Origin of the sequence: Rhizobium phaseoli (genome assembly GCF_010668805.1) — a bacterium.
Classification (GTDB): domain Bacteria; phylum Pseudomonadota; class Alphaproteobacteria; order Rhizobiales; family Rhizobiaceae; genus Rhizobium; species Rhizobium phaseoli_A.
Window position 1 is genome coordinate 444,342 of record NZ_WUFT01000001.1, and the last position, 13,991, is coordinate 458,332.

Annotated in this window: 13 protein-coding genes, 1 tRNA gene and 1 riboswitch; of the genes, 9 read left to right on the forward strand and 5 right to left on the reverse strand. The window is 62.3% G+C overall.

Features of this window, described 5'->3' with window-relative positions; all coding sequences use genetic code 11:
* The first annotated feature begins 2 nt into the window (after positions 1–2).
* From pstB to phoB, 3 genes are all read left to right on the forward strand, one after another.
* Entirely contained in the window at positions 3–818 is an 816-nt protein-coding gene (pstB, locus tag GR197_RS02295) for a phosphate ABC transporter ATP-binding protein PstB (RefSeq protein ID WP_007633576.1), read from the forward strand.
* Between the two features lie 44 nt (positions 819–862).
* Complete coding sequence (phoU, locus tag GR197_RS02300; protein WP_164006409.1) at positions 863–1,576, forward strand: phosphate signaling complex protein PhoU; 714 nt, start codon at positions 863–865, stop codon at positions 1,574–1,576.
* 134 nt (positions 1,577–1,710) lie between these two features.
* Positions 1,711–2,394 carry a phosphate regulon transcriptional regulator PhoB gene (gene phoB / locus GR197_RS02305; protein WP_007633570.1) on the forward strand — a complete coding sequence of 228 codons (684 nt, stop codon included), beginning with the start codon at positions 1,711–1,713 and terminating at the stop codon, positions 2,392–2,394.
* Between the two features lie 269 nt (positions 2,395–2,663).
* Here the strand turns inward: phoB and GR197_RS02310 are convergent, their stop codons facing one another.
* Positions 2,664–3,197 carry a GcrA family cell cycle regulator gene (locus GR197_RS02310; protein ID WP_164006410.1) on the reverse strand — a complete coding sequence of 178 codons (534 nt, stop codon included), beginning with the start codon at positions 3,195–3,197 and terminating at the stop codon, positions 2,664–2,666.
* Between the two features lie 423 nt (positions 3,198–3,620).
* On the opposite strand from GR197_RS02310, the gene GR197_RS02315 reads away from it, so the two are divergent.
* The 3 genes from GR197_RS02315 to GR197_RS02325 all read left to right on the forward strand — a co-directional run bounded on the left by GR197_RS02315 (position 3,621) and on the right by GR197_RS02325 (position 6,853).
* Positions 3,621–4,820 (forward strand): aspartate aminotransferase family protein, encoded by a 1,200-nt coding sequence (locus GR197_RS02315; protein WP_164006411.1) that lies wholly within the window; start codon positions 3,621–3,623, stop codon positions 4,818–4,820.
* 37 nt (positions 4,821–4,857) lie between these two features.
* A complete protein-coding gene (gene argF / locus GR197_RS02320; protein WP_164006412.1) occupies positions 4,858–5,772 on the forward strand; it encodes an ornithine carbamoyltransferase in 915 nt (304 codons plus the stop codon).
* Positions 5,773–5,860: 88 nt separating this feature from the next.
* Positions 5,861–6,853: an Hsp33 family molecular chaperone gene (locus GR197_RS02325; RefSeq protein ID WP_164006413.1), complete on the forward strand. Its 993-nt coding sequence runs from the start codon at positions 5,861–5,863 to the stop codon at positions 6,851–6,853.
* A gap of 369 nt (positions 6,854–7,222) precedes the next feature.
* On the opposite strand, the gene apaG is transcribed toward GR197_RS02325, so the two are convergent.
* Together apaG and GR197_RS02335 are read right to left on the reverse strand one after the other, a co-directional pair.
* Complete coding sequence (gene apaG, locus GR197_RS02330; protein ID WP_164006584.1) at positions 7,223–7,615, reverse strand: Co2+/Mg2+ efflux protein ApaG; 393 nt, start codon at positions 7,613–7,615, stop codon at positions 7,223–7,225.
* 238 nt (positions 7,616–7,853) lie between these two features.
* Positions 7,854–9,038, reverse strand: coding sequence for an O-succinylhomoserine sulfhydrylase (locus tag GR197_RS02335; protein WP_164006414.1), 1,185 nt, complete (start codon positions 9,036–9,038; stop codon positions 7,854–7,856).
* Positions 9,039–9,080: 42 nt separating this feature from the next.
* A riboswitch (SAM riboswitch) is annotated at positions 9,081–9,159 on the reverse strand.
* Between the two features lie 73 nt (positions 9,160–9,232).
* Here GR197_RS02335 and GR197_RS02340 point away from each other — a divergent pair.
* Together GR197_RS02340 and GR197_RS02345 are read left to right on the forward strand one after the other, a co-directional pair.
* Entirely contained in the window at positions 9,233–10,327 is a 1,095-nt protein-coding gene (locus GR197_RS02340) for a 2'-deoxycytidine 5'-triphosphate deaminase (RefSeq protein WP_164006415.1), read from the forward strand.
* Between the two features lie 58 nt (positions 10,328–10,385).
* Positions 10,386–10,459, forward strand: a tRNA-Gly gene (locus GR197_RS02345).
* A 28-nt stretch (positions 10,460–10,487) separates the two neighbouring features.
* Here the strand turns inward: GR197_RS02345 and GR197_RS02350 are convergent.
* Positions 10,488–10,766 (reverse strand): hypothetical protein, encoded by a 279-nt coding sequence (locus tag GR197_RS02350; protein ID WP_164006416.1) that lies wholly within the window; start codon positions 10,764–10,766, stop codon positions 10,488–10,490.
* Between the two features lie 361 nt (positions 10,767–11,127).
* Here GR197_RS02350 and GR197_RS02355 point away from each other — a divergent pair, with 361 nt between their 5' ends.
* Complete coding sequence (locus GR197_RS02355) at positions 11,128–11,508, forward strand: VOC family protein (RefSeq protein WP_164006417.1); 381 nt, start codon at positions 11,128–11,130, stop codon at positions 11,506–11,508.
* Between the two features lie 230 nt (positions 11,509–11,738).
* Here GR197_RS02355 and GR197_RS02360 read toward each other — a convergent pair whose 3' ends face one another.
* Positions 11,739–13,748 (reverse strand): methyl-accepting chemotaxis protein, encoded by a 2,010-nt coding sequence (locus GR197_RS02360; protein WP_164006418.1) that lies wholly within the window; start codon positions 13,746–13,748, stop codon positions 11,739–11,741.
* Positions 13,749–13,991: the final 243 nt, after the last annotated feature.

Here is a 13,991-nt window from a genome sequence, read left to right on the forward strand (position 1 = left end):
TCATGAACATGTTGACGGAAGCTGCAGTTGAAAAAGCGCTGGATCAGAAGATGAGCAACGTCCCCTATAAGATGATCGGCAAGGATGTCTCGGTTTACTATGGCGAAAAGCGCGCGCTTTTCGATGTGAACCTGAACATCCGCGAAAACACCGTCACCGCGCTGATCGGCCCGTCGGGCTGCGGCAAGTCGACCTTCCTGCGGAGCCTCAACCGCATGAACGACACCATCGACGGCTGCCGGGTCACCGGCAAGATCACCCTCGACACCGACGATATCTACGATCCCGATATCGACGTCGTCGAACTCCGCGCCCGCGTCGGCATGGTCTTCCAGAAGCCGAACCCGTTCCCGAAGACGATCTATGAAAACGTCTCCTACGGCCCGCGCATCCATGGCTTGGCCAAATCGAAGGCCGATCTCGACCAGATCGTCGAGACCAGCCTGCAGCGCGCCGGCCTCTGGAACGAGGTCAAGGACCGCGTGCATGAATCCGGCACCGGCCTGTCGGGCGGTCAGCAGCAGCGCCTCTGCATTGCGCGTGCCGTCGCCGTCAGCCCTGAAGTCATCCTGATGGACGAGCCCTGCTCGGCGCTCGACCCGATCGCCACCGCCAAGGTGGAGGAACTGATCCACGAGCTGCGCGAGAACTATACGATCGTCATCGTCACCCACTCCATGCAGCAGGCCGCGCGTGTCTCGCAGCGCACCGCCATGTTCCACCTCGGCAATCTCGTCGAGGAGAACGACACCGACAAGATGTTCACCAATCCCGACGATCCGCGCACCCAGGACTACATCATGGGTCGCTTCGGTTGATTTTGGCGACACCAAGCCTTCCCGTTATTCGAGGATAAAGCCCTATGGCATCGACACATATTTTTTCTGCCTATGATGATGATCTGAAGTTCCTGTCCCGGCGGATTTCCGAAATGGGCGGCCTGGCCGAGCAGATGGTCAGCGAGGCCGTCCGGGCGCTCGTCAACGGCGATACCGCGCTGGCGCAGAAAGTCATCTCCGACGACGTGATCCTCGATCACGCCGAGCGCGAAATCGGCGACAAGGCGATCGTCACCATTGCCCGCCGTCAGCCGATGGCTTCGGACCTGCGCGAAATCATGGGTTCGATCCGTATCGCCGCCGATCTCGAACGCGTCGGCGACCTCGGCAAGAACACTGCCAAGCGCGTCATCGCCGTGCAGAGCACCGGCGTTCCGCGCAAGCTCGCCCGCGGCCTCGAGCATCTGTCCGAGCTGGCGCTCGTCCAGCTCAAGGAAGTGCTCGACGTCTATACGACGCGCTCTGCCGACAAGGCCAATGCGATCCGTGAACGCGACAACGAGATCGACGCGATGTACACCTCGCTGTTCCGCGAACTCCTGACCTACATGATGGAAGATCCGCGCAACATCACCAGCTGCACGCATCTGCTCTTCTGCGCCAAGAACATCGAGCGCATCGGCGACCACGCCACCAACATCGCCGAGACGATCTATTACATGGCGACCGGCGCACAGCCGGAAGGTGATCGTCCGAAGGACGACAGCGCCAACACCGTCGGCGCGGTCACCGAATAAAGCCCCTGCCAACTGATTGCGTGCGCGCCCATGGGGGGCGCGCAAGAGGTCGCAGCCACTTTTCTGAAATTGCGCAGGATGCATTGCTTAAATCACCCCCGGTTTAAGGATCATGCGCGAGGAGACCGACAGGCATGATCCCGAGAGTTGCAGTTGTTGAAGACGAGGAAGCCTTGAGCGTGCTTCTTCGCTACAATCTCGAAGCGGAAGGCTTCGAGGTCGATACCATCCTTCGTGGCGACGAAGCCGAAATCAGGCTTCAGGAGCGCACGCCCGACCTGCTCATCCTCGACTGGATGCTGCCCGGCGTCTCCGGCATCGAGCTCTGCCGGCGCCTGCGCATGCGGCCGGAGACCGAACGCCTGCCGATCATCATGCTGACGGCGCGCGGCGAGGAGAGCGAGCGCGTCCGCGGACTGTCGACCGGGGCCGACGACTACGTCGTCAAGCCGTTCTCGACCCCGGAGCTCGTTGCCCGCGTCAAGGCGATGCTGCGCCGCGCCCGCCCCGAGGTGCTGTCGACCGTGCTGAAATGCGGCGATATTGAACTCGACCGCGAAACCCATCGTGTCCATCGCAAAAGCCGCGAAGTCCGCCTCGGCCCCACCGAATTCCGCCTGCTGGAGTTCCTGATGTCGTCACCGAGCCGGGTCTTCTCCCGCTCGCAGCTCCTCGACGGCGTCTGGGGCCACGATATCTATGTCGACGAACGCACCGTCGACGTCCATGTCGGCCGCCTGCGCAAGGCACTGAACTTCTCCAACATGCAAGACGTCATCCGCACCGTCCGCGGCGCCGGCTATTCGATGGAAGCCTGAGGGGGTTCTAATTTTTATGCCGGTGTCGGCCTCACCCTAACCCGACCAGGGTCGAGCCACTCGTCTCGACCCGTCTTTCCGACCCCCGTAAACGGGGCGAGGGACGTGCCCTGCGAGAGGTTGAGGCGAACTGAGAGGCCGCGACTTGCCCCCTCCGCCCCGTGCACGGGAGAAGGTGCCGGCAGGCGGATGAGGGGCAGCCACCCACTCCAACACACAAAAAAACGGGCCTTCCAGCCCGTTTTTGCATGTCGACAATGTCGCCCGCCTCAGCTCGCCCGCGCTGCCGCCCGGCGACGTTCGTTGACGGGTTGGTAGGCGAGTTTCTGGTGATAGCCGCAATAGGGTGAATTGTCGGGGGACTCGCAGCCGCAGAAGTGGAAGTCATCCTTCAGCGGATCGCCGACTGGCCACTTGCAGGTGCGTTCGGTCAGTTCCGTCAGGCCGAGGCGGCGGGAGATTGGCACGACCACGTTGCCTTTCGGCACGTATCTCATTTCCTCGACCGTTTCGATCTCGATCTCTTCCTTCAGCATCGTTGCGCCCTGCTGGCGGGTAACGGTGTGGGTCGTGATCCGAGAGGTGTAGTTCGGCGCCCGCGGTGCCGATGTGTTGCGTTTCGGCGTTCGCGCCGTGGCGGTCGTGCCGCCGGCCTTGGCGCGGCCCGGAAGGTTCAGCCGATGCACCTTGCCGATAACGGCGTTTCTGCTGACGCCGCCAAGTTGTGCCGCGATCTGGCTGGCGCTCAGTCCTTCGGCCCAAAGCTTCGTGAGTTTCTCGACCCGCTCGTCTGTCCAGTTCATGCCCTGTCTCCACCTTCTGCGTTGGTGATGGCAGAATCCCTCACCGTTGCCTCGGAAGCTCCGAAACAAGAAACGCTTGATCAATTTTGGTGACTAGTTCCGCCGCATGCAGTCTAGTAATTGATCTTTAACCTAGTGTGAGCGTGACTCCGTGACAAGAGTCGCATGAATCCGGATGAATCGAATTCGGAGTTTTCCCCAACTTGCTGCCTCTGCGTGGCATTTCTGCAATAAAGCCTGTTGAAGGTTGAAAACACCGCTGTACAAGCTTGCTGCATGCGCTAAGGGCGCAGTTTTGTTGACATTGCAGCGCGAAAAGGAAATAGTACCGCTGGCCGCCGCAAGGCGGCATTTTTAATTTTTCGGGCCTGGTTTTCTTAGCCGGAGTCCGTTGCTTGATAACTCTGATCGGGAGACCGCGCCATGGCTGAAGCCGCGCCGCTTTATGACACCTATTCTCGTGCCCCGCTGCGGTTCGAGCGAGGCGAGGGCGTGTGGCTGATTACCGAAAGCGGAGAACGTTATCTCGATTTCGGCGCCGGCGTCGCCGTCACCTCGGTCGGTCATAGCAATCCGCATGTGGTCGCCGCGCTGAAGGAACAGGCCGACAAGGTCTGGCACCTTTCCAACATCTATGAGATCCCCGGCCAGGAGCGCCTGGCCAAGCGGCTGACGGAAGCGACTTTCGCCGACAAGGTGTTCTTCACCAATTCAGGCGCCGAGGCGCTCGAATGCGCGATCAAGACGGCGCGCCGCTACCAGTTTTCCAAGGGCCATCCCGAGCGCTTCCATATCATCACCTTCGAAGGCGCCTTCCACGGCCGGACGCTGGCGACCATCGCCGCCGGCGGCCAGGAGAAATATCTCGAAGGCTTCGGCCCCAAGGCGCCGGGCTTCGATCAGGTGCCGTTCGGTGACATCGAAGCGGTCCGCGCCGCCATCACCGACGCGACGGCGGCAATCCTGATCGAGCCGGTGCAGGGTGAGGGCGGCGTGCGCCCGGCCACGCCTGAGTTCATGAAGGCGCTGCGCCAGATCTGCGACGAAAACGGCCTGCTGCTGATCCTCGACGAGGTCCAGACCGGCGTCGGCCGCACCGGCAAGCTCTTCGCCCACGAATGGTCCGGCATCTCGCCCGATATCATGGCGGTTGCCAAGGGCATTGGCGGCGGTTTTCCGCTCGGCGCCTGCCTTGCCACGTCAGAGGCCGCCTCCGGCATGAAGGCTGGCACGCATGGTTCGACCTATGGCGGCAACCCACTCGCCATGGCCGTCGGCAGCGCCGTGCTCGACATCATCCTCGCTGATGGCTTTCTCCAGCATGTGGGCGACGTCGCACTCGTTTTCCGCCAGGGCCTCGCTTCGCTGAAGGACCGCTATCCCGACGTGATCGAGGATATCAGAGGCAATGGGCTGCTGCTCGGCATCAAGGCGGCGGTTCCTTCAGCCGAACTGCTGCAGGCGATCCGCGCCGCGCATCTGCTCGGCGTGCCCGCCGGCGACAACGTCATCCGCCTTCTTCCGCCCCTCGTCGTCACCGCCGAGGAAGCCCGAGAGGGCCTTGCCCGCATCGAGCGCGCCGCCGAGAGCATCCGCGCCGCGAAGGTCAAGAAGACGGCTTGAAGAGATTGCAGCCTTCGGGCGCAGCACAGGTAAGAACATGGCTCCTAAACATTTCCTCGACCTTTCGGCGGTCACCACAGCCGATCTCAGAACCATCATGAACGATGCGCTCGCCCGCAAGCAGGCCTTCAAGGCTGGCAAGGGCGACAAGCCGCTCGCCGGCAAGATGCTGGCGATGATCTTCGAAAAGCCGTCGACCCGCACCCGCGTCTCCTTCGATGTCGGCATGCGCCAGCTCGGCGGCGAAACGCTGTTCCTGTCCGGCACCGAGATGCAGCTCGGCCGCGCCGAGACGATCGGCGACACCGCCAAGGTGCTGTCGCGTTATGTCGATGCGATCATGATCCGCACCACCGAGCATTCCAGGCTGAAGGAGCTTGCGGAGCATGCGACCGTGCCGGTGATCAACGCGCTGACGGATGACACGCATCCCTGCCAGATCATGGCCGATATCATGACCTTCGAAGAGCACCGCGGCCCGATCAAGGGCAAGACTATCGCCTGGACCGGCGACGGCAACAATGTGCTGCATTCGCTGGTCGAGGGCGCCGCCCGCTTCGGCTACCGCATGAACATGGCCGTGCCCCTTGGCTCGGAGCCTAAGGATCACTATCTGAACTGGGCCCGCAATGAGGGCGCCGAAATCATGCTCTGCCATGATGCCGACCGTGCGGTCGAAGGCGTCGATTGCGTGGTGACCGATACCTGGGTCTCCATGAATCAGGAACATCGGGCCCGGGGTCACAATGTCTTCCAGCCTTACCAGGTCAACGCGGCCTTGATGGCGAAGGCCGGCAATGATGCATTATTCATGCATTGCCTGCCCGCTCATCGCGGTGAGGAAGTGACGGATGAGGTGATCGACGGTCCGCAATCCGTGGTCTTCGATGAAGCGGAAAACCGTCTTCATGCGCAGAAGTCGATTCTTGCTTGGTGCCTGGGCGCGATCTGAACCATAATCGGACGCCGCGTGTGAAAAACGCGCGGCCGCGCGAGCGAAGGGCACCTTGTCCTTTCGCTTGAAAACTAGGAGTGAATCCATGGCAGAAGCTGCAGCCGCCCTCGGCCAGTTCGATTTCGCCGGCGATGACCATGTCGTCCCCTTCCAGGTGGACGGGCTGGATGTGCGCGGCCGCGCCGTCCAGCTCGGCCCGATGCTTGACGCGATCCTCGAGCGCCATCATTATCCGGCCCCTGTCGCCCGGCTGCTCGCCGAAGTCGTCGTGCTGACGGTACTGCTCGGCACCTCGCTGAAGTTCGACGGCAAGTTCACCGTGCAGACCAAGGGCGATGGCCCGGTCGATCTTCTCGTCGCCGATTTTTCGACGCCGGAAAATGTCCGTGCCTATGCCCGTTTCGATCAGGCGCTGCTCAACAAGGCTATTGAAGCTGGCGAAACCGAGCCGGAGCAATTGCTCGGCCATGGCGTGCTTGCCTTCACCATCGACCAGGGCAAGTTCGGCCAGCCCTACCAGGGCATCGTCGCGCTCGACGGCACCACGCTTGAGGACATTGCCGGCGTCTACTTCCGCCAGTCGGAGCAGATCCCGACGCGCGTGCGGCTGGCTGCGGCCGAGCTTTTCGACCGCGACAATGCCGGTAAGCCGCGCCATCGCTGGCGGGCTGGCGGCCTTGTCGCCCAGTTCCTGCCGGAAGCGCCGGAGCGCATGCGCCAGCCGGATCTCCACGGCGGCGATGGCGACACCGGCAGCGGCCCGCACGGCGAGGACGATTCCTGGGCCGAAGCGCGGTCGCTGGTCGAGACCATCGATGCCGATGAACTCACCGATCCGCTGGTTGGCACCGAGCGGCTGCTGTTCCGCCTGTTCCATGAGCGCGGCGTGCGCGTCTACGAACCGCGCGCAGTTTTCGATCGCTGCAGCTGCTCGCGCGACAAGATCAAAGGCGTGCTGAAAGGCTTCACTGCCGAGGAGATCGAGGCCAGCCAGGAAGACGGCGAGATCGCCGTCACCTGCGAATTCTGCTCGACCACCTACCGCTTCGAGCCGACCGAACTTCAGCCGGCGGAGTAGGATTGGTTGTCGCTGAGGATCCACGGCCGCGGGTACTGCGTCCAGGTTGGTACTCAGGGGCGACTGCATCCGATCGCAGCCGAACACAGGCACGCGGAGTGCTGCGGCATGGATACTCGGGTCAAGCCCGAGTATGACGGAGAGTGGCGGGCGCGATCGGCAGGAGGCGAGACGTCTGGAGGGAACTCCAGCAAAACGCGCGAGGGGTTTTGCATGGGGTTGCACGATCAAAAACGGCAATTCCAACAAAACCGCTGTGCGCTTGCGCTACTTGCGAGATAAGCCCCCCCAACCTCCGTCGTCCTCGGGCTTGACCCGAGGACCCACGCGGCAAGCACTGCCTTCGTGTTCGAACTGACAAGCAACCCGTCAGTTAAGCACGCGCAACAAACCCGGCGAATCCAGCGAGAAGGCAGGAATGTCGACATCGAACATGTCGCCTTCGTCCGTCTCCATCTGGTAATGGCCGAACATCAGCCCGGAGGGGGTGTCGAGCGGGCAGCCCGAGGAATATTCGTAGGTGTCGCCGGGGCCGAGCCGCGGCTGTTCGCCGACGACGCCCGGACCGGTGACCTCGTCCACCTGTCCGTTCTGGTCGGTGATATTCCAATAGCGATTGACCAGCCGAACGGCGATGCCGGAATTGTTGCTGATGACAATCCGGTAGCCCCAGACATAGCGGTCGTCGTCCGGATCGGATTGCTCCTCCAGATAGAATGGTTCGACGACGACTTCGATATCTTTTGTGAGGGCGCGATACATGCCTTGCACCTTAGTCAAGATATCTTACCCGTATCTTATAAGAGGCGCTGTCCGTCAAGAAACGGAACGTTGATCGTCACTAAAACGGTCGTGATCGAAGTGTTTCGATCGTTAAGCCTAATTGTCGGTGTCAATTGCACTTCCGAACGCCAGCGCGACCGAACTTGTTCCCCCGGCCTCGCCTTCAAGGCCTGGCGAGCCGAACCCTTTCAAGGTTCGGCTCGCCATTATCCCTGGATCAGGCCGAGACCTTGGCAAGCGCCTTGGCGAAATCCTCGATCAGGTCGTCGGTATCCTCGATGCCGGCCGAAAGGCGGACCGTACCCGGGGAAATGCCGAGTTCGGCGCGCGCCTCCTCCGACAGGTTCTTGTGGGTGGTGGTTGCCGGATGGGTGATCAGGCTCTTGCTGTCGCCGAGATTGTTGGAAATCTTGACGATGTCGAGCGCGTTCTGCAGCGCGAAGGCCGCTTCCTTGCCGCCCTTCAGTTCGAAGGCGACGAGGGTCGAGCCGCCGGTCATCTGCTTGGCGATGATATCGGCCTGCGGATGGTCCTTGCGGCCGGGATAGATCACCTTGGCGACCTTGCTCTGCTCGGCGAGGAAATCGGCGATCTTCGCCGCATTCCCGGTCTGCTGCTTGACGCGCAGCGGCAGCGTCTCGATGCCCTTCAGCAGCGTCCAGGCATTGAACGGCGACATGGCCGGGCCGGTGTGGCGGAAGTAGTCGTGCAGGTTCTCGTCGATCCAGTCCTTGTCTGACAGTACCACGCCGCCGAGGCAGCGGCCCTGGCCGTCAATATGCTTGGTGGCGGAATAGACGACGATATGGGCGCCGAGTTCCAGCGGTTTCTGGAACAGCGGTGTCGCGAAGACATTGTCGACGATGACCTTGGCGCCGACCTGGTTGGCGAGCTTGGCAACGCCTGTGATATCGACCACTTCGAGCGTCGGGTTGGTCGGGCTTTCCAGGAAGAACACCTTGGTGTTCGGCCGGATGGCCTTTTCCCAGTTGGCGAGGTCCCGGCCGTCGACCAGCGTGCACTCGATGCCGTATTTCGGCGCCAAAGTCTCGACAACCCAGCGGCAGGAACCGAACAGCGCGCGGGCCGCAACGATATGGTCGCCTGCCTTGACCTGGCAGAGCACTGCCGCGGTGACGGCCGCCATGCCCGAGGCCGTGGCGCGGGCGTCTTCCGCGCCTTCGAGCATGCACATGCGCTTTTCGAACATGTCGTTGGTCGGGCTGCCGTAGCGGGCGTAGATGTAGCCTTCCGTCTCGCCCTTGAAGCGGGCTTCGGCCGCCTCCGACGTCTCATAGACGAAACCCTGCGTGAGATAGATTGCTTCGGACGTCTCGCCATATTGCGAACGCAAGGTTCCGCCGTGGACGAGTTGGGTTGCCGGGCGCCAGGTCTTGCTCATGCCATCACCTTCACATAACAAAAAAACCGGTCGCAAAAGCAGACCGGTTTCAACCCGGTCTTTTTAGCCACTTGTTTAACGTGGCTGCAAGCCGACCGGCCAAATCACCACGGGATAATTCTGCAATACTGCTGTTAGCTGCTTGCGTCAATTCCCCGAGTTTGGTTTTGTCGGCGGCAAATGATGGATGAGGCATGATGGCTCGTGAAACGGGAATTCTGGCGGACGGCGCGATAGCGGCGCTGTTCGAAACGGGTCGTCTGATCTCCGAACGGGAGCTGGACCGCGACCAGATCCAGCCGGCAAGCCTCGACCTGCGCCTGAGCGCCAAGGCTATTCGCGTGCGCGCCAGCTTCATGCCCGGCCCCGCCCATCGGGTGGCCGACAAGCTCGACCGGCTGAGCCTGCATGTGGTCGACCTTTCCGAAGGCGCGGTGCTCGAAACCGGCTGCGTCTACATCGTGCCATTGATGGAGAGCTTAGCGCTGCCGGCCGACATGTCGGCCTCGGCCAATCCGAAGAGCTCGACCGGCCGGCTCGACATTTTCACCCGCGTCATCACCGATTACGCCCAAGAATTCGACAAGATCCCGGCTGGCTATTCCGGCCCGCTCTATCTGGAAATCAGCCCGCGCACCTTCCCGATCGTCGTGCGCCGCGGCTCGCGCCTGTCGCAGATCCGCTTCCGCGTCGGCCATGCTTTGCTCAGCGAGCCGGAACTGTTGAAGCTGCATGAAAGCGAGACGCTGGTCGCCAGCAAGCAGCCGAACGTCTCCGGCAGCGGCATCGCGCTGTCGATCGACCTCGCCGGAGATGAAGACGGCCTGATCGGCTATCGCGGCAAACACCACACCGCCGTCGTCGATGTCGACAAGAAGGCCCAGCACGATATCTATGATTTCTGGGAACCGCTCTATAGCCGCGGCCGCAACGAACTGATCCTCGATCCCGACGAATTCTATATCCTCGTCTCGCGCGAGGCCGTGCATGTGCCGCCGGACTATGCCGCCGAGATGACCCCGTTCGATCCGCTGGTCGGCGAATTCCGCGTCCATTATGCCGGCTTCTTTGATCCCGGCTTCGGCCATGCGCCGGCCGGCGGCCGCGGCAGCCGCGCCGTGCTCGAAGTGCGCAGCCACGAAGTGCCCTTCATCCTCGAAGACGGCCAAATCGTCGGCCGCCTGGTCTACGAGCACATGCAGGAAAAGCCGGCCAGCCTCTACGGCTCCGGCCTCGGCTCCAACTACCAGGCCCAGGGCCTCAAACTCTCGAAGCATTTTCGCCTCTGAGACTTCTCGGCTGCCGCGACTTGACAGCGGCCCCCATCTGTTGGAAATCTCAGCTATCGCGGGTGTAGCTCAATGGTAGAGCAGCAGCTTCCCAAGCTGAATACGAGGGTTCGATTCCCTTCACCCGCTCCAGCTACCCGCGCGCGAAGCCGGCCAAGACCTAATCCCCAAAGAACCGGATCGGCTTGTACCGGCGGTGCGCGATGATCAGGCTGCGATCGGGCTGGATGATGTAGGTTTCCTCCACCTGCTGGCCGTACTGGTCGATGAAATTATGCGGAAAGGCCGAACCAACAGGTGATTTGGTAAGCTTGCTGCGCGGCTGGCCGTTATAAGTGATGCTTCCCGGGATCGGCTCCAGGCCGGGGCCGCTATAGTTACCGGTGCTGCACCCGGCAAGAACGAGTATGCCGATAAGGCCAAGGAGTGCGGGTTTCATGTCCATCCCTTTAGATGCCGCCAACAAAGCGATCTTACTCTCTATTGGCGCCGGCGCATCATGCAAACGGCATGGACAGTTTCAATCCTTCGAGACGTATCGCTTGGAATGGCGTGATCGTGTCAGCGCTTCCATTGCCGAAACCGCGGGGGTCTGCTAGATCAGCAGCGTCGAAAAAGGCAGGATCGGTTGAGGTAAGCCCGATCCCTTCCGTTGGAGCGTCAACAGCGCTCTCAAGAAGCTCTGCTCCGTAGCCCATGGCACGAGAACCCGCGACGTGATCCGCATGGAAATGCGGGATCCCGGCGGCGTGCGGAGACGGCAAATTGCAGTCCCGGGATTTTTTCGAACGGAGACTGTCATGCGCTTGAACCATCTCGATTTTCACGTACCCGATATCACTGCGACGGCGGATTTCTTCATCCGCCATTTCGGCCTGAAACTGAAGGATATGCGCGGCAATAATGGCCTCGCGATCCTCAGCGACGATGCGGGCCTCGAAATCGTCCTCAGCCACGCGATTGCCAAGTTCGGCACCGCCGACCAGGTAGACCTGCAGCGCCAGACCTATCATATCGGCTTCATCCTGCCTGAAAGGGCGGATGTCGATAGGGTGCATGCCGGGCTTGCTGCCGCCGGCGCGGCGCTCTCCGGCCCGCCGGCCGCCATGCGCGGCGGCTCGTTGTTTTATTGCACGGCGCCGGGGAATATCCTCGTCGAGATTGGTTGGCGGCCGGGTTGATTAAGGCGAGAGGTGTTTGCTGCAAAGAGAAAGCTGGGCTCTGGCTTGAGCCCGAGGGCTGCCCCTCACCCTAGCCCTCTCCCCGTAAAAAACGGGGCGAGGGGACGTGCCCTGCGAGACGTTGGTGGGGGACGGAGAGGTTGAGGCTTGCCACCTTCGCCCCGTTTATGGGGAGAAGGTGCCGGCAGGTGGATGAGGGGCAGGCGGCGAACGCTGGGGTATTGTTTGCCTCAGAATTCCGTCCAGTCACCATCCTGGCCTTTCGGCGCGCTGTTGGTTGCACCGAAGGCGCTGGCAAGCGTCTGGCCGAGGGCGCGGGCTGGCGAGGCTGTCGGGCGGGCAGCACCTTCCCGTGCGACGCGGATTGCGGGTGCCTTGGCCACAGGGCGCGCGTCGGCGCGTGGTGCCGCTGCCGGCGGTCGGGCCGAGCCGATCGGTGCGGCGGCGGCAAAGCCGCCGGTGCCGGTCAGCCTGAATTGGCCGAGCAGGTTGTTCAGCGCCGTCGCTTCCGTCGCCAGGCTGTGGCTGGCGGCCGTTGACTGCTCGACCATAGCCGCGTTCTGCTGCGTGCCCTGGTCCATCGTGTTGACGGCGGTGTTGATCTCCTGCAGCCCGATCGACTGTTCGCGCGAGGCTTCGGCGATGGCGTGGACGTGCTGGTTGATTTCCTGCACCTCCTGGACGATCGCGTCGAGCGCCTTGCCGGTTTCGCCGACCAGCGAAACGCCGGTCTGCACATGCGTGCCGGAGTTGGTGATCAGGCCCTTGATTTCCTTTGCCGCCTTGGCGGAACGTTGGGCGAGTTCGCGCACTTCCTGGGCAACGACGGCAAAACCCTTGCCGGCTTCGCCGGCACGCGCCGCTTCGACGCCGGCGTTCAAGGCCAGAAGGTTGGTCTGGAAGGCAATGTCATCGATGACGCCGATGATGTTGGAGATTTCGCCCGAGGACTTTTCGATCTGCTGCATGGCGGAGACCGCCTTGCGGACGATGTCGCCGGATTTCTCGGCGCCGAGGCGGGTGCGGGCGACGAGCTGGCTCGCCTCCTCGGCACGCTTGGCGGCGTCGCGTACCGTCGTGGTGATTTCCTCCAGCGCCGCCGCCGTCTCTTCGACGGAGGCCGACTGTTGTTCCGTCCGCCTGGAAAGCTCGTCTGCGGAAGACCGGATCTCGTTGGCGCCGGCGCCGATCGCCCGGGCGTTGGCACCGACCGTGTGCAGAGTTTCGTTGAGCTTCTCGACCGAGTTGTTGAAATCCTCGCGCAGCGCATCGAGATGCGCGACGAAGGGCTGGTCGATATGCGAGGCGAGATCGCCGGCGGCAAGACGGCGCAGGCCGTCGCCGAGCGCGGAAACTGCGCCTTCGAGTTCGGATGCTTCACGGGTTTTCTGCGCGTCGCGTTCACGCCGCTCGCTGTCGCTGAGGTTACGGTCGGCTTCGGCCCGCGCCTCGATCCGCCCACGCTCGATCGCATTGTCGCGGAAGATCGACACGGCCTTTGCCATCTGGCCGACTTCGTCGCCGCGGTCGAGCCCGCTGACCTCGCTTGTGGTATCGCCTTCGGCAAGCCGCGTCATGCGCAGGCGCAACTGCGTCATCGGGCCGGCAATGCCCATCTGGGCGACGACGACGCTGAAGCCGACGGCGGCGAGCACAGCAATGCCGATCAGAACGAGGCAGAAGACGATCTGCCCGTTGGCCGAAGCCGAAAGCGCGTCGCCGCCGTCCTTGAGCATCGCCATCATCGCATCATTGTTGGCGATCATCTTCGGCGTCAACGCATTGAGCTTGGCATTGACCAGGGCAACATTCGCCAGCGCCCCGGCGCTGTCCTTGGCTTTGCTCTGCTCGATGATCTTGTTCGCCAGCGTTTCGATTTCATCGATGCCGGCCTGAATTTCATCAATCGCCGGCTTGCGGCTGGGCACCAGCGCCAGCGCATCTTTCATCCGGTCTCGGGCCTGCGGCAGCTTGCTCGGCGTGGCGAGCGCTGTGGCGAATGCCGGCGTATCGGGCTTCGTGTCGGCGAGCAGGGTTACTTGCAGCACCGAGGCCACCACCGAGGCGCTGGCGCGCGCGCTCTGCATCGAGGCCAGCGCTTCATGGTCGATGAAGGCGCTGTAGGCGGCGTCCGCACGGCGGAACTCGGCGATGACAAAGATCAGTCCGGCCATCGTGATCAGCCCCAAGAGCGCCACGACCGATATGATTTTCGTGCGGATTTTCAGATGCTTCAACATGGAAATGTCACCCGGTTGACCAGGCATCGCGCGCCCGGTGCTTTGAAATCAATTGTTGCAAACAGAGCGCCGCGTCAGTGCCGCAGCTCAGGGATTATGGCGGGGTTGACGCATGCATCATGCAATCGGCCGGCGGGTCCGTGTCGTCGCCACAAATAGAGGCGATATTCTTTAATTCCGCGCTAACGGCGGGGCGGCGATGCTCACGATTTTTGGGGACAAGGAGGGCACGTGCCATGCGAA

What these genes read in the sequence shown, in the direction of transcription:
- pstB (WP_007633576.1), top strand. Translation starts at nt 3, where the DNA reads ATGAACATGTTGACGGAAGCTGCAGTTGAAAAAGCGCTGGATCAGAAG.
- phoU (WP_164006409.1), top strand. Translation starts at nt 863, where the DNA reads ATGGCATCGACACATATTTTTTCTGCCTATGATGATGATCTGAAGTTC.
- phoB (WP_007633570.1), top strand. Translation starts at nt 1,711, where the DNA reads ATGATCCCGAGAGTTGCAGTTGTTGAAGACGAGGAAGCCTTGAGCGTG.
- GR197_RS02310 (WP_164006410.1), bottom strand. Translation starts at nt 3,197, where the DNA reads ATGAACTGGACAGACGAGCGGGTCGAGAAACTCACGAAGCTTTGGGCC.
- GR197_RS02315 (WP_164006411.1), top strand. Translation starts at nt 3,621, where the DNA reads ATGGCTGAAGCCGCGCCGCTTTATGACACCTATTCTCGTGCCCCGCTG.
- argF (WP_164006412.1), top strand. Translation starts at nt 4,858, where the DNA reads ATGGCTCCTAAACATTTCCTCGACCTTTCGGCGGTCACCACAGCCGAT.
- GR197_RS02325 (WP_164006413.1), top strand. Translation starts at nt 5,861, where the DNA reads ATGGCAGAAGCTGCAGCCGCCCTCGGCCAGTTCGATTTCGCCGGCGAT.
- apaG (WP_164006584.1), bottom strand. Translation starts at nt 7,615, where the DNA reads ATGTATCGCGCCCTCACAAAAGATATCGAAGTCGTCGTCGAACCATTC.
- GR197_RS02335 (WP_164006414.1), bottom strand. Translation starts at nt 9,038, where the DNA reads ATGAGCAAGACCTGGCGCCCGGCAACCCAACTCGTCCACGGCGGAACC.
- GR197_RS02340 (WP_164006415.1), top strand. Translation starts at nt 9,233, where the DNA reads ATGATGGCTCGTGAAACGGGAATTCTGGCGGACGGCGCGATAGCGGCG.
- GR197_RS02350 (WP_164006416.1), bottom strand. Translation starts at nt 10,766, where the DNA reads ATGAAACCCGCACTCCTTGGCCTTATCGGCATACTCGTTCTTGCCGGG.
- GR197_RS02355 (WP_164006417.1), top strand. Translation starts at nt 11,128, where the DNA reads ATGCGCTTGAACCATCTCGATTTTCACGTACCCGATATCACTGCGACG.
- GR197_RS02360 (WP_164006418.1), bottom strand. Translation starts at nt 13,748, where the DNA reads ATGTTGAAGCATCTGAAAATCCGCACGAAAATCATATCGGTCGTGGCG.